The organism is Exiguobacterium sp. SH5S4 (assembly GCF_004337045.1).
Lineage (GTDB): Bacteria > Bacillota > Bacilli > Exiguobacteriales > Exiguobacteriaceae > Exiguobacterium > Exiguobacterium aurantiacum_A.
The window spans coordinates 1-20,278 of sequence record NZ_SJUQ01000017.1 but is presented as its reverse complement, the minus strand read 5'-3'; the positions used below and the strand labels follow the sequence as shown (position 1 = coordinate 20,278).

Genomic DNA, 20,278 nt, shown 5'->3' with positions numbered 1-20,278 from the left:
TCAGCTTTCCTTTAGTTCTTCCCCGGGTTCAGACGAAAAAAAACCTAGTCCGAAGACTAGGCATTCAAGGATGTTTCTCATTCAATTCATAATGCGAGTACGGGATACAGAGCGGCGTCCCGTACAGCGGGTCTTTCGTGACGACGACTTTTAAGCCGAAGACGTCGTTCATGAACGTCTCATCGACGACGTCGTTCGGATCGCCTTGACGGTAGACGTTGCCGCCCGCGAGTGCGATGACGTGATCAGCGTAACGACAAGCGAGATGCAAGTCGTGGAGCACCATGATGATCGTCTTGCCTTCCAACCGGTTCAACCGGTACATTAAGTCGAGGATCTCGATTTGGTGCGACATGTCGAGATATGTCGTCGGCTCATCGAGAAGGATCGTCTCCGACTCTTGGGCCAAGGCGAGGGCGATCCAGACGCGCTGCTTCTGCCCACCCGACAAGTTGCTGACGAGCGTGTCTCGAAGCGAGACCGTGTCTGTGAAGGCGAGCGCCCGCTCGACGGCGCGCTCATCGTCTTCCGAATAGCGCTTGAAGAACGTCTGGTACGGGTAACGGCCGAAGCGGACGAGCTGTTCGAGGGTCAGGCCGTCCGGAGCGACGTTCACTTGCGGCATGAACGCCATGAGCCGGGCCGCTTCCTTCGCCCGGTAAGCGTCGAGCGGCTTATCGCGGAACGAGACCGTGCCTGCTAAAGCGTTGCGCTGCCTGGCGAGCGTCGATAAAAGCGTCGACTTCCCGCACCCGTTCGCGCCGATGAGCACGGTGATCTTTCCGTGTGGGATCGAGAACGTCAAATCGTCGAGCACCGTCTTCTGTTCATAGCCGATGGCGACTTGCTGTAAATCAAATGTATTCATCTCATGCTTCCTTTCATCATACGGCGAAGTAAATAGAAGAAGTACGGCGCACCGATGACGGCTGTCATCACACCGGTCCGGAGCTCATACGGATAAAAGATCGTCCGCCCGATCGCGTCCGCCAACACGACGATCGTCGCCCCGACGAGGAGCGTCGCCCAAACATAAGGCAGTTTCAATCCTTGACGGGCGATGTGCGGTGCCATCAGTCCGACGAAGCCGATGGCGCCGACGAAGGCGACACCGATGCCGGCGAGTAAACACGACAACAAGAGCGTCCCCCGTTGGATCCCGCGCACCGGCACCCCGATGCTCGTCGCAACCGCCTCACTGATGTGGAGCGGCCGGACGTGCCGTTCAATCAAGAAAGCGGCAAGTAAAAACAGGATCGCGAGCGGGACCATGATCGTCAGTTGCTTCCACGTCGCTGCGTACACCGTACCGGTCAACCATTGTTGAATATCGTTCTTCCGATAAACGTTCGAGGCGAGCATCATGAACTGGACGAGCCCTTGCGAGAAGATGCTGATCCCGATCCCGATGAGTGCGAGTCGGACCGGCGGGACGCCGCGCTTCAATAAATAAAACAGAAACGCCCCGACCACGAGTGCCCCGGCAAACGAGGCGAACGGGATATAGGCGAGCGGGACGGACAACTGATTCGTCCGCTCGTCGGTGAAGACGGTAAAGAACGTCGCCGTCGCCACCCCGGCCCCACCGACGATCCCGAAAATCTCGGGTGAGGCGAGTTCGTTCTTGATGGTCAACTGTAACAAATGCCCGCTGACGGCGAGACAGGCCCCGGCGGTGATCGCCATGAGCACGCGCGGCATCCGGAACTCGTAGACGATGAGCTCCGCGAACGCGTCACCCGATCCAGCGAAGAGTGCCCCGAGTGACCACGGCGTCAAAAACGTTTCTCCGATGGCGAGACCTAAATAAATGGCAATGATGAGACCGATAAGTAAAGCAACCGCCAAGACGACTTCACGCCTCCTGAGCGTGAACGAGAACGGTCCTTTTCGAAAACTGTATGATTTCATGACTTAAAGACTCCTTGTCTAGCACTGACGAGATAGATGAAGAAAGCTCCACCGATGACGGCGAGCACGACACCGACCGTGACTTCGCGGGGGAATAAAATGATACGTCCGAAAATATCGGCCGCGAGCAACAGTACACTTCCGAGCAGGGCGCTCCCGAGCAACCTCGCGAAAAACGCCGTACCGAACATGTACCTAGCGAGGTGCGGGGCGAGCAATCCGACAAAAGCGATCGGACCGGCCAGCGCGACACCGAACGCCGACAAGATGACGGCGAGCGTCACGGCGACGAACTTCACAACCCCGACGTTTTGACCGAGCGAACGGGCGACTTGATCACCGAGCGACAACGTCTCAAGTTCTTTACTGATGAAGATGACGAGCACGGTCGCGCCAATCATCCATGGCAAGAGCGTCGTCACGAGCGTCAGCGATCGTCCCGCGACCGACCCGGTCAGCCAAAATAGCACTTCGTCGAGCGCCCCTTCCTCATACGCGATAATCGATTGGGTGAACGAGCTGAACAGCGCCGCGAGCGATGCGCCGGCGAGCGTCATATACATGACGTTGCCACCGTTCGCGCTGAGGAGATAGACGATGACACCGGCGATGAAAGCGCCAATGAGTGCGGCCGTCGTGAACGAGGCGATGCTGCTGAACCCGAACAACGTCACGAGCACTATGGCAAGACTCGCCCCGGCGTTGACGGCCAAAATATCGGGTGACGCGAGCGGGTTGCGCGTCACAAGTTGAAACAAGAGTCCGGCCAAGCCGAGGACACTCCCGACGACGAGAGCGACGGCGGTCCGCGGAATCCGGTTGTCCTCTAAGGCGATCATCGCCTTTGAAGATACGTCACCGCCTAAGCCGAGCACGTCTTCGTGACCGACCGGGATGACGCCGACCCGTAAACTGATATAACTCAAGATTGGTAATGCAATGATCAAGGCAAATAGTTTGATCCACGGTTTCATCATTTCCTCACTTCTTTCCTCCCCTACCATAGCAAAATCTCGCTGTTAGAAAAAGGGGTTGACAGTGATAATCATTATCACTTATAGTCGGGAAGGAAAACTTACTATACAAAGGAGACTTTATTCATATGAAAAAACTTGGATTAGCGTTACTTACGCTCTGTCTGACCGTTGTCCTCGCTGCTTGCGGCGGGTCGGAAGAGGCGACCAACTCGAACGAATCAGAAGAAGCAGCGACACGCACGGTCGAGCACGCCATGGGCACCGCTGAAGTCCCAACAGAACCGAAACGCGTCGTCGTCTTGACGAACGAAGGGACCGAGGCGTTGATCGCCCTCGGTGTCAAACAAGTCGGTGCCGTCAAATCATGGAACGGTGACCCGTGGTACCCGCACATCGAGTCTGAGATGACAGATGTGACAGAAGTCGGGACAGAGAGCGAGGTCAACCTCGAGGCGATCGCGAAACTCGAGCCAGACCTCATCATCGGTACGAAACTTCGCCAAGAGAACATCTATGACAAGCTGAACGCGATCGCACCGACGGTCATGTCAGAGACGCTCAAAGGCGACTGGCAAGAGAACTTCGCGCTTTACGCGAACGCCCTCAATCTCGAAGACAAAGGAAAAGACGTGTTAGCTGACTACGACCAACACGTCGAAGACACGAAAACTGAGCTCGGCGACGCCGTGAACAAAGAATTGTCGGTCGTACGTTTCCTTCCTGGCGCGTCACGCATCTACTTCACGGACAGCTTCTCAGGCGTCATCTTAGGCGACGTCGGCGTCAAACGCCCGGCGTCACAAGACCGCACGGAATTCGCTGAAGAAGTCACGATGGAACGCATCCCGGAAATGGACGGCGACCATATCGTCTACTTCACATATGGCGGTGCGGACGGATCGAAAACGGCCGAAGAATGGCAGTCAAACCAGCTTTGGAAAGACTTGAAAGCCGTCAAGGCCGGTAAAGTGACCGAAGTGAGCGACGATACGTGGAACACGTCAGGCGGCGTCTTGTCAGCCAACGAAGTGCTCGACGAACTCGTCACCATCTTGAAATAAGCACAAGCGCGCCAAATCGGCGCGCTTTTTTCAATACACATATGGTAAAATTTACATATCAAATTCGAGATGGGAGTCTACTTGATGCAACGTGCACTTCGAAAATCCGCGACCGACCGTTCTCTCGCCGGTGTCTGCGGCGGCATCGCCGAGTACTTCGGCATGTCCTCGCTCGGCGTTCGGTTACTCTTTCTTATCATGCCCGGAAACATCCTCGTCTACATCATCCTCGCCAACTCGATGCAGGACGCGCCACGTTACCTATGAAAAAAAAAGATTCGAAAGCGGCTGCTTTCGAATCTTTTGCGTTATGCGTTGACTTTGTCTTTCATCGCCGCGAGCGCCCCACTGTTGATGAAGTGCCACGGCTTGTTGTAGTGCGGTTGGAAGAAGAAGTCGACGTAAGCGAGCTCTTCGACCGTCATCTCGTTTTGGATCGCGAGCGACAACGTGTTGACCGCTTGCGTCATATCCGCTTTCGAGAGCACTTGTCCCCCGACGACACGGTGTGTGCCGACTTCATAGACAAGTTTGAACTGGACCGGCTCCGCCGTCGGCATGAACTCAGGGCGGTACGCGTCCTCGATCACGACACTCTCGACGTCGAGGCCGAACAATCCGGCCGCTTCTTCCGTGAGGCCTGACGAGGCGATGTTCCAGTCATAGAGACGAAGACCCGACGTTCCTTGCGTACCTTGGTAACGGACACGCGGCGTGACGAGGTTCTCGGCGACGAGCGTACCCATGCGGACGGCGTTCGTCGCGAGCGGGATGTAGGCGTGTGTGCGCGCCGGGTTGTAGTAGACGGCACAGCTGTCACCGGCTGCGAAGACGTCCGGGTTGCTCGTGCGCATATATTCGTCGACGATGATGGCACCGTTACCGAGCATATCGACTTGTCCTGCGAGCAGTCCCGTGTTCGGACGGAAACCGACACATAGAATGACGAGGTCGGCCTCGAACTCACCTTTGTCGGTCACGACGTGCGTGACGTTGCCGTCTGTCCCGCGGAACGCTTCGACCGTTTGGCTGAGCTCGAGATCGATGCCGCGTGACGTCATGTCGGCTTCAAGTTGGTCCGTGAACGACTTGTCGAGGTACTTGTTCAAGATGCGGTCAGCACTGTCGATGAACGTGACGTGCTTGCCGTACACTTCGAACGCCTCGACGAGCTCGACGCCGATATAGCCGGCACCGATGACGGCGATATTTGTCGCACCCTTCGCCCGCTCGATGATGCGCTGAGCGTGGCCATAGTTTTTGCAAAGTTCGATCCCAGTCATCTCGATGCCAGGCAGCGTCGGGACGATCGGCCAAGATCCTGTCGTCACGATCAAACGGTCGAACGTGTCATATACGTCTTCACCCGTCTCGAGGTTTTTGGCGTGGACCGTCTTCGCTTCCGCATCGATGTTCAACACGTCATGCTTCATGCGCATCGTCGCGCCGAGTTCTTCGAGCTCGGTCGGTGATGAGTAGAACAATTCTTCAGCGCGTTTGACGACGCCGCCGACGTGGAGGGCGATCCCACACGAGAGGAAACTGACGTTGTCGTTCCGCTCATACACGGTGATGTCGAGATTCTCGTGCTTGGCGAGTAAGCCTTTGACTGCTGCTGTTCCTGCGTGTGTACATCCGATGACTGCGATTTTCATATGGTAGTCTCTCCTTTGAGTTGTAGGCAAGTTAGTGTTTGTGACAAATATCACATTCGCTTTCTGAACTTAGTGTACTATTTCACAAGAAGGTTTGACAATCCCTTTGCTCAGTTTTTCACGTAATTATGTCTAAAGTTTGAACGCCGGTTGTGACGACAAAAAACCGTTCCTCGGCAGGAACGGTTTTGATCATGAATTGGACGTGCGTCTCGCTTTCATCCAGTGGTAGATGACGACACCGATATATGTGACGAGACCCATCACATACAATATAAAGCCGTACAAGATCCAGCCCAGGGCGTCCCACCCGCGGACGAAGACGAGTCCGATGATACACGACACGTATCCCACGACGAGCAGCGTCAACGAGAAGGCAAGTCTCCGCTTGAATGGCGACTTCCAAAAGTTCAGCACGGCAATCAACAGAATTGTCGTCAACACACCGATGATGATGAGCTCATCCCCGTAGTACTCCCAAGTCATCGTTTCTCCCCCTGACGTGTGTTTGATTGGTTTCATATGAGCATGTACTTCCTTGTTGCAGAAAAAGCGTTTACGACCAATATCACTTTGAACATGTAGTTTCAGTACGACAGTTTGCGACCAAAAAGCACCGTTATGCCAACCGTGATACGTGCCAACCGACAAGGAGAAACAGTCCGATCAACACGATGGCCAAGCCCCTTTTCAAGATACTTCCAGTTTAGCGCACTCGCATTAAAAAAACACCACGTCTCATGACGTAGTGTTCACTTCTCATTCATTTGCTTCATCAAATCCATCTGTTCTTTCACCATCGCCTCTTTCTCACGTCGGAGCACACCGCGGTACGTCATGCGTGAGATCGATAAGCTGATCTCATATAGGAAGAAGAGCGGCAGCGACACCATGAGGTGCGACGTCAAATCCGGCGGCGTGATGAATGCCGCGATGACGAACAAGGCGAAGTAGGCGTACTTCCGAATTTTTGAGAGGAAGTACGGCGTCACGACACCGATGCGCGTCAAGAACATCGTCACGACCGGCAACTGGAACAACAGTCCGAACGGGATTGTCAGTTGCAACAGGAACGTGAAATAGTTCGTCGCCCCGATGATTTGCGTCAGACCGAGGTCTTGCCCGAGGTCCGTCGAGATATCGAGGACGAGCGGGAACAACCAATAGTAGGCGAATGCGAGACCGATGAGGAACAAGATAAAGATGACCGGGATATAGGCGAGCGTCCATTTTCGTTCATTCGGATGCAGACCAGGTGCGACGAACGCCCACAGTTGATACAGTAGAAATGGACCAGACGCGACGAGCCCGATGACGAGCGCCAAGTTCAAGTAAATCATGAGCGGGTCCGCGACCCCAAAGGCGTTCAGCTCGAGCCCTCGTTCGACGAGGTCCGCCTGCAGATAGGCGAGCACGTATTTGACACTCGGCAAAGCGATCAGAAAGAAGGCAAAGACGACAAATGCCGACAGCATCAGTCGTCTCCGCAGCTCTGTCAAGTGATCGGACAGTGCCCGTTCTTGATCAGGTTGATGGCTCATGGCTTACTGCTCTTTCTTCTCAATTTCTTTCTTGTCGGTCTCGTCGTGCTCTTTCATCATACCGTTCGTGGCATTTTTGAACTCACGGAGCGTCTGCCCCGCTGCCCGGCCGAACTCTGGCAATTTCTTCGGCCCGAAGAGGATGAGCGCGATGATGGCGATGACGAAAATACTGACGCCACCTGGGATACCGACGACGAGTGATGATTGTAGAAATTCCATTATTGATGGACCCCCTCAGCGGATGGATAGTGTTGCATAAAGTAAATGAGCGACTGGAGTTCGATCGACAAGTCGATATGATGGACGCGGACCGTGTCCGGTACAGTCAATCGCGCCGGCGTGAAGTTCAAGATCCCTCGAACGCCATAGCGGACCAAGTCATCGGCAACCGGCTGCGCGTAAGCGGACGGGACCGTGAGGATGGCGACATCGATTTTGTTTTGCTTCATGATTTGTTCCATCTCATCGACGTGATGAATCGGGACACCTGACATCGTCGTGCCGACTTTTGTCTCGTCTGCGTCGAACCCGACGACGATATGTGTGTTATTGTTTTTAAGGAAGTTATAGTTGACGAACGCTGTCCCGAGATGACCGACCCCGACCAAGGCGACGTTCGTGATCTCGTCTTGATTCAGCGTCTTACGGAAAAAGTCTAACAGATACTGTACGTTATAGCCATATCCCTTTTTACCGAGCGCACCGAAGTATGAGAAGTCACGGCGAATCGTTGCCGAATCGACCTTGACCGCCTCGCTCAGTTCAGCAGAAGACACACGCTGTTTCCCTGACGAATGTAGGCTTTGGATAAACCGATAGTATAGTGGCAACCGTTTGGCTGTCGCTTGCGGAATCTTTGGTTCGTTTTGACTCAACGGAAAGAGCCTCCTTTTTACGACGCGTTTCAAACGAATCTGATTTCATACACCTTGATTGTAAACGAATTCACATAAGCACTCAATGAATATACCTGAAAAGGGGAAGAAATAAAGTATACTAAACAGAGAGAAAGGGGTTTTTTCACTTGATCCTACTGCAAGTCAACAACTTATCCAAATCGTTCGGCGTCGAGCCGATTTTAGAGAATGTCAAACTAGAAATCCAAGAAGGCGAACGCGTCGCCCTCGTAGGCCGCAACGGCGCCGGCAAGTCGACGCTGTTAAAAGTCATCGCCGGCGAGTACAATTATGACTCGGGCGACATCATGAAGCCAAAAGACGTGACGATCGGCTATCTCGCCCAAGACTCGGGGTTAGAATCGAACGAGACGATGTGGAACGAGATGCTCACCGTCTTCACCGATTTGATCGAACAAGAGAAGACGCTCCGCCAGATGGAGCAAGACATGGGCTCGGAGCGGATCTTGAACGACCCGGCCGCCTACGAGCGTCTGCTCGCGGCGTATGACGAGGAGCAGCACACGTTCAAAGACCGCGGCGGCTATCAGTATGAAGCGACGATCCGCTCGATCTTGCACGGGATGCGGTTTTACCCGGACGACTTCGAACGTCGGATCGACACGCTCTCAGGCGGACAGCGGACACGTCTTGCCTTAGCGAAGATGCTCCTGCAAAGCCCGGACCTGCTCATCTTGGATGAGCCGACGAACCATTTAGACATCGAGACGCTCAGCTGGCTCGAGAAATATTTGAGCGGCTATAAAGGTGCCGTCCTCATCGTCTCCCACGACCGTTACTTCCTCGACCGCGTCGTCTCGGTCGTCTACGAGCTGTCACGCAACCGCAGCCGCCGCTTCGTCGGGAACTATACAAAGTTCCTCGAGCAGAAGGCCGCGCTTTACGAGCAAGAGAAGAAGCAGTTCGAGTCGCAACAAGAAGAGATCGCCAAGATGCAAGACTTCATCCAACGGAACATCGCCCGGGCAACGACGACGAAACGCGCCCAAAGCGTCCGCAAGCGGCTCGAGAAGATCGACCGTATGGACGTGCCGGACGGTGACGAACGGAGCGCGGTGTTGTCGTTCTCGATCAAACGTCAAAGCGGGAACGATGTGTTGAGCGGCAGCGACCTCGCCATCGGCTACGAGGAACCGATCGCACAACACTTACGTTTCCAACTGCAGCGCGGCGAGTCGGTCGCCCTCGTCGGCCCGAACGGGGTCGGCAAATCGACGCTCCTCAAAGTGTTGACGAAACAACAACCACCCCTCACCGGTGACATCCGCTACGGTACCGGCGTCGAGATCGGCTACTACGACCAGGAACAACAGAACTTGTCGGACACGAACCGCGTCATCGATGAGATTTGGAACGACTGGCCGCTCATGCGCGAGCAAGAAGTCCGCAGTCTGCTCGGCCAGTTCTTGTTCAGCGGGGACGACGTCATGAAACGCGTCCAAGAACTATCCGGCGGCGAACGGGCCCGGCTGACGCTCGCCAAGCTCAAGCTCGAGCAACCGAACTTGCTCGTCTTGGATGAGCCGACGAACCACTTGGACCTCGACTCGAAGATGATCCTCGAGAACGCGCTCGTCGACTATCCCGGGACGATCTTGTTCGTCTCCCACGACCGTTACTTCATCGACCGGCTCGCGACGCGTGTCTTAGAGATCACGCCGAACGGCATCGATGAGTACCTCGGCGACTACTCGTACTACGTCGAGAAGAAAGAAGAGCTCGAGGACCTCGCCCGGCTCGCCCGCGAGGAGACGAAACAAGTCGTCGTCAAGAAGCAGCGCGCCGACAAAGAACAGCAGCGCGAAGAGCGCCGGTTGAAGCAGCGGGTCGAAGAGATCGAGCTGACGATCGAGCGCCACGAAGCGAGGCTAGAAGAAATCGAGCAGCTGTTGTGCGAACCGGACGTGTTCAACGACTTCGCTCGCGCCCAAGAACTGTCGACCGAGTCCGACGCGACGAAAGAGTCGATCACGGAACTGTTCGCAGAATGGGAGGAACTCCATTCATGATGCGTTCCCGTGCCATGCGGATCGATTGGATGCATGCGTTCCTGACCGGATTCGTCTACATCGTGCCGAGCGGGACCGAGTATATCTCGGAACTCATCCGTGGCGAGGCGACGAACGTCCCAATCATTTTATTTTACTTCCTGCCGATTGTCGTCGGGTTTATCATCCAAACATGGTCCGGTATCATCATCAGCCTGTTCAGCGGTCTCCTTATGAGCACGCTGTTCATCCGGCTTGTCATTTGGCCGATCGATGTCACGGTGCATAGCTTTTATGCGCCTGGCTCGGTCTGGGGCCACTTTTATCGAGAGACGCTGTTCATGTGGGTGCTCGCGTTTATCGTCTACGTCGTGAGCCGGGTGAATATGTGGTATCGAAATAATTATCGACAACCGAAAAACTGACGAAAGAGCGCCAATCCGCGTATAGCGGAAGGCGCTCTTTTATTATGATCGAGTATGCTGTTTGAACGTAAAACCCATCGTTAAAAAGATGTAGGGGAATGCCAACAAAATTAAATGGAAATATCCTATACTACCAAAGATGACTTCATCTTGTGCCGGATCAGACATCTCGTCTAAGTAAATGCCTAGGCTGTAGCTATACCAAATCACGTAAGCATAAAAGAATGCTGAAATACCGTAAATAATCTTTCCAATAAGATTTGTTTTACTCGTAGTCACCCCTACTAAAAGAAGGATTGGATAGAGGATTAGCAACGCGATTACAATGAAAAATAACGAATCTGGTTCAAAGTATTGAATGTTCATAGTTTACCTCGCCTTTAATAGTCTGGATTACAAAGTGCTTTATACGTATCCAACAATGAAACATCCGGTCGATTCGTATCTAGATTCCAAGATGATTTCCAAATCGTAGTCGGGTTAACTGCATGACAGATAAATTGATCTTTGAGCTTCGGGCGGTTTGCCGTACTTGTCGCTTGATACGAAGCGTCTGCTACAACTTCAGACCACATCTGTTTTCCGATGGCAGTTGACCCAAAAACGCCTAATAATGCGCCACCCAAAGTATAGCTAGCTGTAATATACGTTCGTGCACATGTCCGTGGATATACAGAAAAAGTATTAGAGTCCGTATACTTCGACGCTGTATTATCGATTGTATCCGAGCAGAACAATGGATCAGCGACTAAAGGATAATCCGTTCCTTCATAATCAATATGTTGGATCAACTGTTGGTCTTTAATCTCATAATATGTTTCGACTTCGTTTCCATTACTGTCTTTCGCCTAAGGGGAGCCAATGAAGACCTCTACCTCACCTTTTTCATTCACAATTTTGTACTCTCCATCTTCGTGAATAATTCGACTACCTTCAGTAATGTCTAAATCTAAGACATATTCTTTTGGCGACTCAGTTGATTCAATGTTGTAGAGGATTTGGACACCTCCTACTAAAGCCACATTTTCAATAGAATACTGTTCTTCTTTGTTTCTGAAAATCACTTTCCCTTCTTCTGTTTTATCGAATTCTAAATTTGAGTCTTCATGTATAATACTAAACTCATCACTTTCTTTCGTCATCGTAACTGATGGATTAGTGAAAAATACTTCAATTTCATTAAGCTGATCCGTATCGTTTACTAAACGATCCTCTTCAATCGAATCTACTTCTGCGTCTGGACGCAATTTCGATTCGCTCCCCCCTGTAGATGCGTAAGCTGGATGTGCTGTCCCCAGTATTGTAAATAAAGCCAAACTACTCATACATGCTTTCATTATAAAACCTTTACTCAACGTTGTGTCCCCCTACTATATAAGCTTTATATTTTGGGAAAAGACAAATATCGGCAGTTCAATCATCTGTTTTCTCTATTCTGCCCATGTCTTTCCCACCACTCTAATAGTATTCAAGATTGCTAATCAATTTTCTAGATGTCTTTTTTATCAAAACAAAAAGGACAATAGTACAACAATTTTCTTAGGTCATGAAAAATATACTAGGCTTATGGCCCTCAAAGTAACCATTTCCCATTTTTGTGATTATAATTTCATCCAGAGTCCACTATTAAAAAGATCACCATAAAGTGACGAGCCCGGTTCATCCGACTGTCAGATAGACTATGTAAACGAACAACAGAAAGTAGGTGAAATCAATGGAGTAGACTAAAAATATCCGCTTGATGGATTATGAATTGCGTCCCATCCATGCGCACATATTATTGGCCGGCTGACTATCGATACTCACTTGGCGCATTTTCTATAAAGTCTACCGTAGTTGCAGTTCTTTTCTCGTCGTCACGTTCTTCATCGAAGACAAATGAAAAAGGCTCACAGAGACGGACAATATCCGTTTCTGTGAGCCTTTTTTAGAAGTAGCGCAACGGTTGGAACCCGCGCGTGTGGAAGTCGAGCTTGATGCCGTCTTCCGTGATAAAGAACACGTACTCGTTCGTATCGACGTCGCGGACGAACACTTTATAAAACGTCAGCGTCTCTTCGCGGTTCGTCACATAACGGGCCTCATGGGCCGAGATGACTTGCGCGAACAGTTGTTGTTCGTCGAACTCTTTGACGAGCGCATCGAACTTGACCGCTTCTTCCTCGGTCGCCTCACGGCCCGGGAAGAGCTCGTAATAGGCGTCGCTCGCTTTCGGCTGCACGCCGAGGTTACGGTCGACGACGATGACGCTCTTGATGTCTTGGTCTTCTAGATTCTTATAACCATACAGTGTCTCGATGAGTGTGTTCTCACCGGTCACACGGGTGATGCCTTCGAGCGTATCAGCGCCCGTCAGCGAACGGACCCGCGTCTCTTCTGGGACGATTTCTTCTACATAAGCGATATTATAAGCGCGGATGATCTCACGTACTTGCAAAAACGTCGCAACGACGAGCAATACGATGAGCCCTCCAATGATGATACGTTTCGTCATCTCTCTGTTCCCCCTAGACTGTCATGCTCTCTTCTAAGGATAACCCAGGAACCGCATTCATCGCCAGTGTATCGCGCTTGCCGCGCACATACGCGTGATGCGCCGCCACACCGATCATGCCGGCGTTGTCCCCGCACAGATTGAGCGGCGGGATGACGAGACGGATGCCTTCCCGTTCCGTCGCTTCCTTGAGGGCGGCCCGGAGCCCACGGTTCGCCGCGACCCCACCGGCGACGAGCAGTTGCTTCGCGCCTTTTTCTTTCACGGCCCGGATCGCTTTCTCCACTAGCACCTCGACGACGCTCGCTTGGAAGCTCGCCGCCAAGTTTTCTGGTACGACCGTCTCACCGCGTTGTTCGGCGTTATGGACGGCGTTGATGACGGACGACTTGAGTCCGCTGAAGCTGAAGTCAAAACTGCCGGCCTCGAGCCGGACGCGTGGGAACTTATACGTGTCTTCCCCGCTAGCTGCCAACTGGTCGATGGCCGGGCCACCTGGATATGGGAGACTGAGCGTGCGGGCGACTTTGTCGTACGCCTCACCAGCCGCATCGTCACGTGTCTCACCGATGACTTCGAACACACCGTGCTCCGGCATGTAGACAAGCTCGGTGTGGCCACCTGAGACGACGAGACAGACGAGCGGGAACTGCATCTCTTCGACGAGTTCATTCGCATAGATGTGTCCGGCGATGTGATGGACACCGATGAGCGGTTTACTGTGGGCGAACGCGAGCGCTTTGGCCGCGCTGATCCCGACGAGAAGGGCACCGACGAGTCCTGGTCCTTGCGTGACCGCGACCGCGTCGACGTCATCCATCGTCACACCGGCTTCGCTAAGCGCGTCATCGATGACGTACGTGATCCGCTCGACGTGGTGACGCGAGGCGACCTCGGGTACGACACCGCCGAACCGTTTATGACTTTCAATCTGCGACGAGACGACGTTCGATAAGAGCGTCTTGCCGTCACGAATGAGGGCGACTGACGTCTCATCACAGCTTGACTCGATCGCGAGAATGAGCGATGTGTTCATAGTGATTCACTTCCTAACTTCGCCCAGTAAATATAGGCGTCTTCATTATTGTCTTGATAGTATCGTTTCCGGCGACCTGCGTTCTCGAAGCCGAACTGTTCATATAATTTTTGGGCGCCGATGTTTGAGACGCGCACCTCGAGCGTGAGCGCGGCGAGTGACTTCGAACGAGCGAACTCGACGAGCTGCGTGAGGAGCATATTGCCGACGCCTTGGCCCCGGTATTCCGGTAAGACGGCGATGTTCGTGATATGCCCTTCGTCGACGATTTGCCAGACGCCGATGAACCCGATGATGCGGCGCTCATGGACGGCGACGAAATAAATCGCCTGCTCGTTCTTGAGCATCTCGTTCATGAACGCTTCTTTCGTCCACGGGGTGGCGAATGATGCCTCTTCAACTTTCGTGACTTCTTCGACATCGAGCCAGTTCATCCGACGGATTTTGATGTCAGCCATTATTTTGTCCCTCGAGCCATTTTGCCTCGGCCTCAGCGAGACGAAGGTATTCCGGTTCGAACGCGTGCACGTCCGCCGTCGCTTCACCTAAAGCGACGAGATCACCGGCCCGACCATAACTGTGGGCGGCCGGCGCTTCTGTATAGTCATATGCTGCAAGCACGTCACGGAACGGCTCGACGTCACCAACGACGACGAACGGTCCCGTCATGTTCGCTTGTAGCCAATCGGCGACCGAGGCGTGACGGTCCGGCGTGACTTGTGCGTTTTGTTGATAGTGCCCGATATAGGCGTTGCCGCGCCGTGCGTCAATGAGTGACACGACCGGAAGTTCGGTGTTCGGGGCCGCCGCCATGAGACGGAGCGCCGATACGCCGACGAGCGGGAGTTTCAATGTATAAGCGAGTGTCTTTGCCGTCGTCACGCCGATGCGGATGCCGGTGTAAGACCCAGGTCCCGTCGTGACGATGATGCGTTCGAGCTCGGTCGGTGTCCATTTGACGGCCGCCATGAGCTGTTCGATCATCGGCATGAGCGTGACGGCGTGGTTTTTCGAGACCATGACCGTCGCTTCTGCCTGGATGCTTCCGTTCTCACTGAGGGCGACGGACAGACGTGTCGTCGCCGTGTCGATCATCAGTTGCTTCATGCGAGCACCTCCTTGACGAGCGTGTCATACGCTTCACCAGTCGGTATGAACGTGATTGAACGTTCCTCGTCGCCTGTCCGTTCGATCGTGATCGCGAGGCGCTCGGTCGGTAGCGACGACTCGATCAAGTTCGACCATTCGACGATGGCGACGCCGTCACCATTGATGTATTCTTCAAGACCGATATCGTCCCCGGTGTCCTCGAGACGATAGACGTCCATATGGTAGAGCGGCAAGCGCCCTTGGTATTGTTTCATGATGGTGAACGTCGGGCTGTTGACGTTACGCGTCACGCCGAGTCCTTTGGCGAACCCTTGGGTGAACGTCGTCTTGCCGGCACCGAGGTCCCCGTTAAGCGTTATGACCGTTCCCGCTTTGACGAGCGCGGCGAGCTTTTCCGCTACGGCCTGCGTCTCTGGCGCGGAATGGGTAATCAATGTATACATGATGTTTCTCCTTTAGTCGATTCTAGCGATACGTACTCATTGTACACTCAATTTTAGGCAAAAAAAAACACGAAACGTCATCGTTTCGCTATCTCATTTAAAAATTGGTTGCGGGGGCTGGATTTGAACCAACGACCTTTGGGTTATGAGCCCAACGAGCTACCAGACTGCTCCACCCCGCGACGACATATGAAATTAAATAAAAATTGGTTGCGGGGGCTGGATTTGAACCAACGACCTTTGGGTTATGAGCCCAACGAGCTACCAGACTGCTCCACCCCGCGACGATTTGAATTGTTTCGACATCCTCTATAATAAGCGAGACGGTTATAAAATGCAACCTTTTTCTTAATGTTTTTTGGAAATTAGAATCGGGAACACTTAAAGGAGTGTAACTTTATTAACAGAAAAGGAGCGCGACCGACATGTCGAAATGGGGCAACCGCTTTAAAAAATGGTTCTTTTCCGAGTTAGATGCGTCCGTTTATTTCCATACGATCCCGTTCGTGCCGAAGCAAACCGTTCACGGGACGCTTCGCGTCTTGAACCCGACGTCAAAAGTGATCCGTCTGCATGAACTGACGCTCAACTTCCTGACGACGTTCAAAGACATCACGCTTGAAGGTAACGAATTCAACCGAGAGGCCGACATTCAGGAAGTCCCGATTCGCCTCACGGCCGTGCTTGAGCCCGGGGCAGAAGAACACATCCCGTTCACGTTCGACTTGACGATGTATGCCCCATCGACATCGGGCGCCCCTTACAGTGTCGAAGCGACCGTTTGGGACACCGATGGTAAACGCGTATGGTTCGACGTCGTCGAAAACATCGAGATCGAACCACTCCCTGAGTTGAAACGATTGCTCGAGGCGACCGAGCATGCCGGACTCGAGCTCATGTTCGTCCGCAACGTCATCGACCCGCTCGGTGAAGAACGACCTTATCCGTTCGTCGAGAAGTATGGGTTCAAGCCCGTCGGCGACTGGGCCGATGAGTTCGAGGTCGTGAAATCATTCTGGCGCATGGATGAAAATGGGGTCGACGTCTATTACTGGCTCGACAATATCGAACGACAGCGCACGCTCGACTCGATGGCGACCGACGTCGAACTCCGGCACCGATCCCTCACCTGGGAACAACTCGAGCACGAACAAGACCGCCTCGGACTCGGGATCCAAGATACGCTACGCAGCCACCGCTCTTCATGAGCGGTTTTTGTATGGACTTTTCTCAATCGTCCACCTGTCACCACTGATCGAGACGATCGTTTGAAAGTTGTCGCGATACGGATGCATGAACAGCTCGTATTGCAGACGCCGTTCTTCATGCGATGCTTTCAAGTATTCCATCTCCATCCCTCGCTCCGTTATGTCACGGGCAGCGCGTCGGGCGAACTCCGTATCCCCATCTGTATATAGGTAGACCGATATATCCATATACTTTAGATCGAGAAAGGCGACGCTCATTCCCTCGACGATGGTGACCTGCTTCTCGGGATCGATCCACGTCCGTTCGAGATACGGAACATCCATCGTATAAAACCCGACCCCTTCCTGTACCATCCGGACGTCCCGCTCGAGCGACAACAAGTGATGCGCCGCCGGATGACAGGCCGTCATCTTATAGTGATGCACCTTCCCATCGATCGTATAGTCGATCATCGCACTTTTCCGAAGCGTCGAGTCCGTGATATACGGGTCGGTGTTAATGTAGTTGACCTCACCTAGACGTGCTTGTAACTGTTTGGCGAACGTCGTCTTCCCGGCACCCCCGTGACTCGAAATCCCGATGAGCGTCCGTTCGTTCAGATCAATTTGATCGATGATTTGATCAATGAATCGCTCCATAATAAATCCCCCTTTGATACACTATACACAGAAAGGAAGTGTACCAATCCAATGTCGAACTGTCCATTTTGTCGTCCACATCTCGACCCGTCCCAACGCATCATCGCTGAGAACGATTCGTGCTACTTTCTGATGCATGACCGCGAACAAGACGTCCTTGTCGGTTCTGGTGTCATCGTCCCGAAACAGCATCGGGCGACAACGTTTGAGTTAACACCGACGGAATGGAGCGATACATACACCTTGCTTCATGACGCCAAGTCTTTCCTCGAGGAGACGTACGGTCCTGACGGCTATACGCTTGGCTGGAACGTCGGTACAGCGTCCAATCAGACAGTTCCACATGCCCACTTGCACATCATCCCGCGCTACGCAGACAGACCACATGCCGGCAAAGGGTTACGTCACTGGCTGAAGCGGCCGAAATGATCAAACAGCTCATCGTGTGATGATGAGCTGTTTCCGTTTCTCTTCCATGTCTTCGAGTTGTCGTTCCATACGCTCGACATCTCGCGTCATTTTCTCAATCAGTTTGGCGATCTCGCGATCGAGTCCGTTTACCTTGTCGAGTGAATCATTGATTCGTCCGTGCATCGTCCATTCAGAAAAGATATCATCGAGGAAGTAATCAGCGAACTGAATGAGTGATCCACGTTCGATGTGCAAGCCGCTGACGACTCCTTTCACATCAGCCAATTCACGCGCGAAACGCTCAAGTGCGGATTGGAGTTCATGCATCTTCCGTTCAGAAGCATCGATCGCGTCATGTTTCATCGCTGTCGCAATCAAGCCTCCTCCGAAGAACGTGTCATATGTCGACCAACTCTTCGCACTATCGAGATGTTTGAGCGTCTTTGAAATGGCAGCTCGCGCATCCTTTCCAGCTGCAATGGCTTCTTTATATTCAATGATCGCTTCGGTCGTCTCTACCTGTTGATTCGTGAGACGGTATAACGCTTCTCTTACGTCACGATCCTGCTTCAGGTGACCTTCTTTTTCTTTTATAAACGCTTCCCATTTTACATCGATTCCGTTATATGCCTTAAAGGTTTCATACAAATCACGACGCTCAAGCACTAACTCATCAATCATCGCCTCGTGTTCTCGCAGCTTGAATTCTGCCCGGGCCGCCTCTTCGAGTTCAATCGTGCGCTGCTCGCTAAACGTTCCACGCAGCTTACGCCACGCATTGACGAGCGAGAATGTCTCTAAGTCATAGACATCACGCTGTTCTTTCGTGAATGTATTGAGCAACTGTTTTCGAACAGTCTCATGTTCGGCAATTTGTTTATCGAGAGTCTTCAGTTTACGAGCTAATCGGTCTCGCTCAGCGAGGCTTTGTTGCAAGTCGAGTTGTTTTTTATAGATATCATTCATCCTTTTCCATTCCTCCAGTAAATTTCCTATGTTGCTCTAGCAGCTTTTTCACGTTTACACCGTCAATCGTCAGTCCGTCGATTGACGAACTTTTGATTTCAATCCCATCGAGTCGACAGCTTTGAAATATCGCGTTCGTCAGCTCCGTATGAAAGAAAATGGTAGGAAGACCCGACTCATACATGGTTACAAAGCGATATTGTGACCCAGATAGATTCAAGTCATCAAATTCTGACTCACGGAAATTGATATTACGAAATTGACTTTGTGCGAAGTTGCAGTTGCTCGCCCGAAGTTCTGAGACGTTACTATTCGTGATTGCGACTTGACTCGCATCGATCCCGTAAGCTTGAGCCCCATTGATTGAGCGTTCTTCATAACGTAATGGAATTGTGTTATTCGTTTCGAGTTTCACTCGTTTAACGAAACAGACTTCCTCATCTGATTCGAAGACGGCTTTGAAACCTGCGGCTCTGTAAAATGCCACATTGTGAGGTTGTGCTGCTGAAGTCTCGAGCTCCCAGATGCGCACCTTCGGATGAAGCTGTTCTATGGCGTGTAAGGCACTCCTACCAAGCCCTTGGCCCTGTCTTTCCGGATGCACAAAAATACGGTCAATCCGCCCGTAATCCTGTCCCGTCAAGGTGAGGACGATTCCCCCGACCACTTGTCCATCGAGCTCAATCACATAACATGGCAACTGTTCAATCAAATAGAGACTCATCGCCTCATCATCATAGCCAGGTGGCTCAACGTTTAAATCACGATAAGGTAACCGCAGGCGGTCTGCCTCTTGTTTGAAACTGGCTCGTGAAACCTCAGTTAATATCTTGCTATCTTCGGCTGTTGCATAGCGAATCTGCATAAAGTTACCCCCACTTTCATTACTTCATACGAAAGGAAAACTTTAAAAGTTTCAAATGAACGACAAAAAAGGACGACCAAGCATGTGCTTGATCGTCCTTCATATGGCCCGGCAACGTCCTATCCTCACAGGGGGAGACCCCCAACTACTTTCGGCGCTGAAGCGCTTAACTTCCGTGTTCGGCATGGGAACGGGTGTGACCGCTTCGCTATCGCCACCAGACAAGTATTATAATACCGCTGTTTAATTAAAAAGTCAACGCTTTTTCTAAAAATAGTTTGTTTTATTATACATGAAACAAAAGAACGACCAAGCGTGTGCTTGGTCGTCCTTCATATGGCCTGGCAACGTCCTATCCTCACAGGGGGAGACCCCCAACTACTTTCGGCGCTGAAGCGCTTAACTTCCGTGTTCGGCATGGGAACGGGTGTGGCCGCTTCGCTATCGCCACCAGACAAGGGATTGTTCCCTGAAAACTGAAGACTCATCAAGTTCAAACCGTTTCTAGATCAAAGCCTCGACCGATTAGTATCATTCAGCTCCACACGTCGCCGTGCTTCCACCCATGACCTATCTACCTCATCGTCTCTGAGGGGTCTTTCTTGATTGCTCAAAGGGAAATCTCATC

Annotated in this window: 24 protein-coding genes, 2 tRNA genes and 3 rRNA genes; 6 read left to right on the top strand and 23 right to left on the bottom strand. The window is 52.3% G+C overall.

Annotated features, from left to right (window positions below; translation table 11 throughout):
* Nucleotides 1-64 precede the first annotated feature (64 nt).
* Genes EVJ32_RS10370 through EVJ32_RS10360 form a run of 3 tightly spaced genes read right to left on the bottom strand, consistent with a single transcriptional unit; the run spans nucleotide 65 to nucleotide 2,888 of the window.
* Nucleotides 65-868 carry an ABC transporter ATP-binding protein gene (locus tag EVJ32_RS10370; RefSeq protein WP_131458198.1) on the bottom strand — a complete coding sequence of 268 codons (804 nt, stop codon included), beginning with the start codon at nucleotides 866-868 and terminating at the stop codon, nucleotides 65-67.
* On the bottom strand, nucleotides 865-1,911 hold the full coding sequence (locus tag EVJ32_RS10365; RefSeq protein ID WP_131458196.1) for a FecCD family ABC transporter permease: 1,047 nt from the start codon (nucleotides 1,909-1,911) through the stop codon (nucleotides 865-867). The genes EVJ32_RS10370 and EVJ32_RS10365 overlap by 4 nt, the downstream gene beginning before the upstream one ends.
* Nucleotides 1,908-2,888 carry a FecCD family ABC transporter permease gene (locus EVJ32_RS10360; protein ID WP_131458194.1) on the bottom strand — a complete coding sequence of 327 codons (981 nt, stop codon included), beginning with the start codon at nucleotides 2,886-2,888 and terminating at the stop codon, nucleotides 1,908-1,910. The genes EVJ32_RS10365 and EVJ32_RS10360 overlap by 4 nt, the downstream gene beginning before the upstream one ends.
* A gap of 125 nt (nucleotides 2,889-3,013) precedes the next feature.
* On the opposite strand from EVJ32_RS10360, the gene EVJ32_RS10355 reads away from it, so the two are divergent.
* Both EVJ32_RS10355 and EVJ32_RS10350 read left to right on the top strand, forming a co-directional pair.
* On the top strand, nucleotides 3,014-3,949 hold the full coding sequence (locus EVJ32_RS10355; protein WP_131458192.1) for an ABC transporter substrate-binding protein: 936 nt from the start codon (nucleotides 3,014-3,016) through the stop codon (nucleotides 3,947-3,949).
* An 84-nt stretch (nucleotides 3,950-4,033) separates the two neighbouring features.
* Nucleotides 4,034-4,216 (top strand): PspC domain-containing protein, encoded by a 183-nt coding sequence (locus tag EVJ32_RS10350; protein ID WP_035386443.1) that lies wholly within the window; start codon nucleotides 4,034-4,036, stop codon nucleotides 4,214-4,216.
* 41 nt (nucleotides 4,217-4,257) lie between these two features.
* Here the strand turns inward: EVJ32_RS10350 and EVJ32_RS10345 are convergent, their stop codons facing one another.
* The 5 genes from EVJ32_RS10345 to EVJ32_RS10325 form a co-directional block, all read right to left on the bottom strand.
* Nucleotides 4,258-5,604, bottom strand: a complete 1,347-nt coding sequence (locus tag EVJ32_RS10345; protein ID WP_131458190.1) for an FAD-dependent oxidoreductase — start codon at nucleotides 5,602-5,604, stop codon at nucleotides 4,258-4,260.
* Between the two features lie 192 nt (nucleotides 5,605-5,796).
* Entirely contained in the window at nucleotides 5,797-6,090 is a 294-nt protein-coding gene (locus tag EVJ32_RS10340; RefSeq protein ID WP_131458188.1) for a hypothetical protein, read from the bottom strand.
* A gap of 266 nt (nucleotides 6,091-6,356) precedes the next feature.
* Nucleotides 6,357-7,145 (bottom strand): twin-arginine translocase subunit TatC, encoded by a 789-nt coding sequence (gene tatC / locus EVJ32_RS10335; protein WP_131458186.1) that lies wholly within the window; start codon nucleotides 7,143-7,145, stop codon nucleotides 6,357-6,359.
* A gap of 3 nt (nucleotides 7,146-7,148) precedes the next feature.
* A complete protein-coding gene (locus tag EVJ32_RS10330) occupies nucleotides 7,149-7,367 on the bottom strand; it encodes a twin-arginine translocase TatA/TatE family subunit (protein ID WP_016509907.1) in 219 nt (72 codons plus the stop codon).
* Nucleotides 7,367-8,023, bottom strand: coding sequence for a redox-sensing transcriptional repressor Rex (locus tag EVJ32_RS10325; protein WP_131458184.1), 657 nt, complete (start codon nucleotides 8,021-8,023; stop codon nucleotides 7,367-7,369). Before EVJ32_RS10325 ends, EVJ32_RS10330 begins: the two co-directional genes overlap by 1 nt.
* Before the next feature lie 149 nt (nucleotides 8,024-8,172).
* On the opposite strand from EVJ32_RS10325, the gene EVJ32_RS10320 reads away from it, so the two are divergent.
* Complete coding sequence (locus tag EVJ32_RS10320; RefSeq protein ID WP_131458182.1) at nucleotides 8,173-10,074, top strand: ABC-F family ATP-binding cassette domain-containing protein; 1,902 nt, start codon at nucleotides 8,173-8,175, stop codon at nucleotides 10,072-10,074.
* Nucleotides 10,071-10,478, top strand: coding sequence for a hypothetical protein (locus EVJ32_RS10315; protein ID WP_233589699.1), 408 nt, complete (start codon nucleotides 10,071-10,073; stop codon nucleotides 10,476-10,478). Before EVJ32_RS10320 ends, EVJ32_RS10315 begins: the two co-directional genes overlap by 4 nt.
* A 380-nt stretch (nucleotides 10,479-10,858) precedes the next feature.
* Here the strand turns inward: EVJ32_RS10315 and EVJ32_RS16495 are convergent, their stop codons facing one another.
* The 9 genes from EVJ32_RS16495 to EVJ32_RS10270 all read right to left on the bottom strand — a co-directional run bounded on the left by EVJ32_RS16495 (nucleotide 10,859) and on the right by EVJ32_RS10270 (nucleotide 15,845).
* Nucleotides 10,859-11,215, bottom strand: coding sequence for a DUF2599 domain-containing protein (locus EVJ32_RS16495; RefSeq protein WP_370276258.1), 357 nt, complete (start codon nucleotides 11,213-11,215; stop codon nucleotides 10,859-10,861).
* Nucleotides 11,216-11,326: 111 nt separating this feature from the next.
* On the bottom strand, nucleotides 11,327-11,833 hold the full coding sequence (locus EVJ32_RS10305; protein WP_131458180.1) for a hypothetical protein: 507 nt from the start codon (nucleotides 11,831-11,833) through the stop codon (nucleotides 11,327-11,329).
* 572 nt (nucleotides 11,834-12,405) lie between these two features.
* A complete protein-coding gene (locus EVJ32_RS10300) occupies nucleotides 12,406-12,972 on the bottom strand; it encodes a hypothetical protein (RefSeq protein WP_131458178.1) in 567 nt (188 codons plus the stop codon).
* 13 nt (nucleotides 12,973-12,985) lie between these two features.
* Nucleotides 12,986-14,008 carry a tRNA (adenosine(37)-N6)-threonylcarbamoyltransferase complex transferase subunit TsaD gene (gene tsaD, locus EVJ32_RS10295; protein WP_070328990.1) on the bottom strand — a complete coding sequence of 341 codons (1,023 nt, stop codon included), beginning with the start codon at nucleotides 14,006-14,008 and terminating at the stop codon, nucleotides 12,986-12,988.
* On the bottom strand, nucleotides 14,005-14,466 hold the full coding sequence (gene rimI / locus EVJ32_RS10290) for a ribosomal protein S18-alanine N-acetyltransferase (protein ID WP_070328989.1): 462 nt from the start codon (nucleotides 14,464-14,466) through the stop codon (nucleotides 14,005-14,007). The genes tsaD and rimI overlap by 4 nt, the downstream gene beginning before the upstream one ends.
* A complete protein-coding gene (gene tsaB, locus EVJ32_RS10285) occupies nucleotides 14,459-15,115 on the bottom strand; it encodes a tRNA (adenosine(37)-N6)-threonylcarbamoyltransferase complex dimerization subunit type 1 TsaB (protein WP_131458176.1) in 657 nt (218 codons plus the stop codon). Before tsaB ends, rimI begins: the two co-directional genes overlap by 8 nt.
* Nucleotides 15,112-15,561 (bottom strand): tRNA (adenosine(37)-N6)-threonylcarbamoyltransferase complex ATPase subunit type 1 TsaE, encoded by a 450-nt coding sequence (gene tsaE, locus EVJ32_RS10280; protein WP_070328987.1) that lies wholly within the window; start codon nucleotides 15,559-15,561, stop codon nucleotides 15,112-15,114. Before tsaE ends, tsaB begins: the two co-directional genes overlap by 4 nt.
* 105 nt (nucleotides 15,562-15,666) lie before the next feature.
* Nucleotides 15,667-15,743 (bottom strand) — tRNA-Met (locus tag EVJ32_RS10275).
* A 25-nt stretch (nucleotides 15,744-15,768) separates the two neighbouring features.
* A tRNA-Met gene (locus EVJ32_RS10270) sits at nucleotides 15,769-15,845 on the bottom strand.
* A 141-nt stretch (nucleotides 15,846-15,986) separates the two neighbouring features.
* Between EVJ32_RS10270 and EVJ32_RS10265 the strand changes: the two genes are divergently transcribed.
* Nucleotides 15,987-16,769 (top strand): sporulation protein, encoded by a 783-nt coding sequence (locus EVJ32_RS10265; protein ID WP_016509933.1) that lies wholly within the window; start codon nucleotides 15,987-15,989, stop codon nucleotides 16,767-16,769.
* Here EVJ32_RS10265 and EVJ32_RS10260 read toward each other — a convergent pair.
* Nucleotides 16,764-17,408, bottom strand: a complete 645-nt coding sequence (locus tag EVJ32_RS10260; protein ID WP_131458174.1) for a uridine kinase family protein — start codon at nucleotides 17,406-17,408, stop codon at nucleotides 16,764-16,766. The genes EVJ32_RS10265 and EVJ32_RS10260 overlap by 6 nt on opposite strands.
* Before the next feature lie 51 nt (nucleotides 17,409-17,459).
* Here EVJ32_RS10260 and EVJ32_RS10255 point away from each other — a divergent pair, with 51 nt between their 5' ends.
* Nucleotides 17,460-17,837: an HIT family protein gene (locus EVJ32_RS10255; protein ID WP_131458172.1), complete on the top strand. Its 378-nt coding sequence runs from the start codon at nucleotides 17,460-17,462 to the stop codon at nucleotides 17,835-17,837.
* A 9-nt stretch (nucleotides 17,838-17,846) separates the two neighbouring features.
* On the opposite strand, the gene EVJ32_RS10250 is transcribed toward EVJ32_RS10255, so the two are convergent.
* The 5 genes from EVJ32_RS10250 to EVJ32_RS10230 all read right to left on the bottom strand — a co-directional run.
* Nucleotides 17,847-18,785: a coiled-coil domain-containing protein gene (locus EVJ32_RS10250; RefSeq protein ID WP_131458170.1), complete on the bottom strand. Its 939-nt coding sequence runs from the start codon at nucleotides 18,783-18,785 to the stop codon at nucleotides 17,847-17,849.
* A complete protein-coding gene (locus EVJ32_RS10245; protein WP_131458168.1) occupies nucleotides 18,778-19,650 on the bottom strand; it encodes a GNAT family N-acetyltransferase in 873 nt (290 codons plus the stop codon). The genes EVJ32_RS10250 and EVJ32_RS10245 overlap by 8 nt, the downstream gene beginning before the upstream one ends.
* A 106-nt stretch (nucleotides 19,651-19,756) precedes the next feature.
* Nucleotides 19,757-19,872, bottom strand: a 5S ribosomal RNA gene (gene rrf, locus EVJ32_RS10240).
* A 117-nt stretch (nucleotides 19,873-19,989) separates the two neighbouring features.
* Nucleotides 19,990-20,105 (bottom strand): 5S ribosomal RNA (gene rrf, locus EVJ32_RS10235).
* A gap of 50 nt (nucleotides 20,106-20,155) precedes the next feature.
* Nucleotides 20,156-20,278, bottom strand: a 23S ribosomal RNA gene (locus tag EVJ32_RS10230); the annotation flags it as partial.

Excerpts from the sequence above, each read along its gene's own strand:
- EVJ32_RS10370 (WP_131458198.1), bottom strand. The coding sequence starts at position 868 with ATGAATACATTTGATTTACAGCAAGTCGCCATCGGCTATGAACAGAAG.
- EVJ32_RS10365 (WP_131458196.1), bottom strand. The coding sequence starts at position 1,911 with ATGAAATCATACAGTTTTCGAAAAGGACCGTTCTCGTTCACGCTCAGG.
- EVJ32_RS10360 (WP_131458194.1), bottom strand. The coding sequence starts at position 2,888 with ATGATGAAACCGTGGATCAAACTATTTGCCTTGATCATTGCATTACCA.
- EVJ32_RS10355 (WP_131458192.1), top strand. The coding sequence starts at position 3,014 with ATGAAAAAACTTGGATTAGCGTTACTTACGCTCTGTCTGACCGTTGTC.
- EVJ32_RS10350 (WP_035386443.1), top strand. The coding sequence starts at position 4,034 with ATGCAACGTGCACTTCGAAAATCCGCGACCGACCGTTCTCTCGCCGGT.
- EVJ32_RS10345 (WP_131458190.1), bottom strand. The coding sequence starts at position 5,604 with ATGAAAATCGCAGTCATCGGATGTACACACGCAGGAACAGCAGCAGTC.
- EVJ32_RS10340 (WP_131458188.1), bottom strand. The coding sequence starts at position 6,090 with ATGACTTGGGAGTACTACGGGGATGAGCTCATCATCATCGGTGTGTTG.
- tatC (WP_131458186.1), bottom strand. The coding sequence starts at position 7,145 with ATGAGCCATCAACCTGATCAAGAACGGGCACTGTCCGATCACTTGACA.
- EVJ32_RS10330 (WP_016509907.1), bottom strand. The coding sequence starts at position 7,367 with ATGGAATTTCTACAATCATCACTCGTCGTCGGTATCCCAGGTGGCGTC.
- EVJ32_RS10315 (WP_233589699.1), top strand. The coding sequence starts at position 10,071 with ATGATGCGTTCCCGTGCCATGCGGATCGATTGGATGCATGCGTTCCTG.
- EVJ32_RS10300 (WP_131458178.1), bottom strand. The coding sequence starts at position 12,972 with ATGACGAAACGTATCATCATTGGAGGGCTCATCGTATTGCTCGTCGTT.
- tsaD (WP_070328990.1), bottom strand. The coding sequence starts at position 14,008 with ATGAACACATCGCTCATTCTCGCGATCGAGTCAAGCTGTGATGAGACG.
- rimI (WP_070328989.1), bottom strand. The coding sequence starts at position 14,466 with ATGGCTGACATCAAAATCCGTCGGATGAACTGGCTCGATGTCGAAGAA.
- tsaB (WP_131458176.1), bottom strand. The coding sequence starts at position 15,115 with ATGAAGCAACTGATGATCGACACGGCGACGACACGTCTGTCCGTCGCC.
- tsaE (WP_070328987.1), bottom strand. The coding sequence starts at position 15,561 with ATGTATACATTGATTACCCATTCCGCGCCAGAGACGCAGGCCGTAGCG.
- EVJ32_RS10265 (WP_016509933.1), top strand. The coding sequence starts at position 15,987 with ATGTCGAAATGGGGCAACCGCTTTAAAAAATGGTTCTTTTCCGAGTTA.
- EVJ32_RS10260 (WP_131458174.1), bottom strand. The coding sequence starts at position 17,408 with ATGGAGCGATTCATTGATCAAATCATCGATCAAATTGATCTGAACGAA.
- EVJ32_RS10255 (WP_131458172.1), top strand. The coding sequence starts at position 17,460 with ATGTCGAACTGTCCATTTTGTCGTCCACATCTCGACCCGTCCCAACGC.
- EVJ32_RS10250 (WP_131458170.1), bottom strand. The coding sequence starts at position 18,785 with ATGAATGATATCTATAAAAAACAACTCGACTTGCAACAAAGCCTCGCT.
- EVJ32_RS10245 (WP_131458168.1), bottom strand. The coding sequence starts at position 19,650 with ATGCAGATTCGCTATGCAACAGCCGAAGATAGCAAGATATTAACTGAG.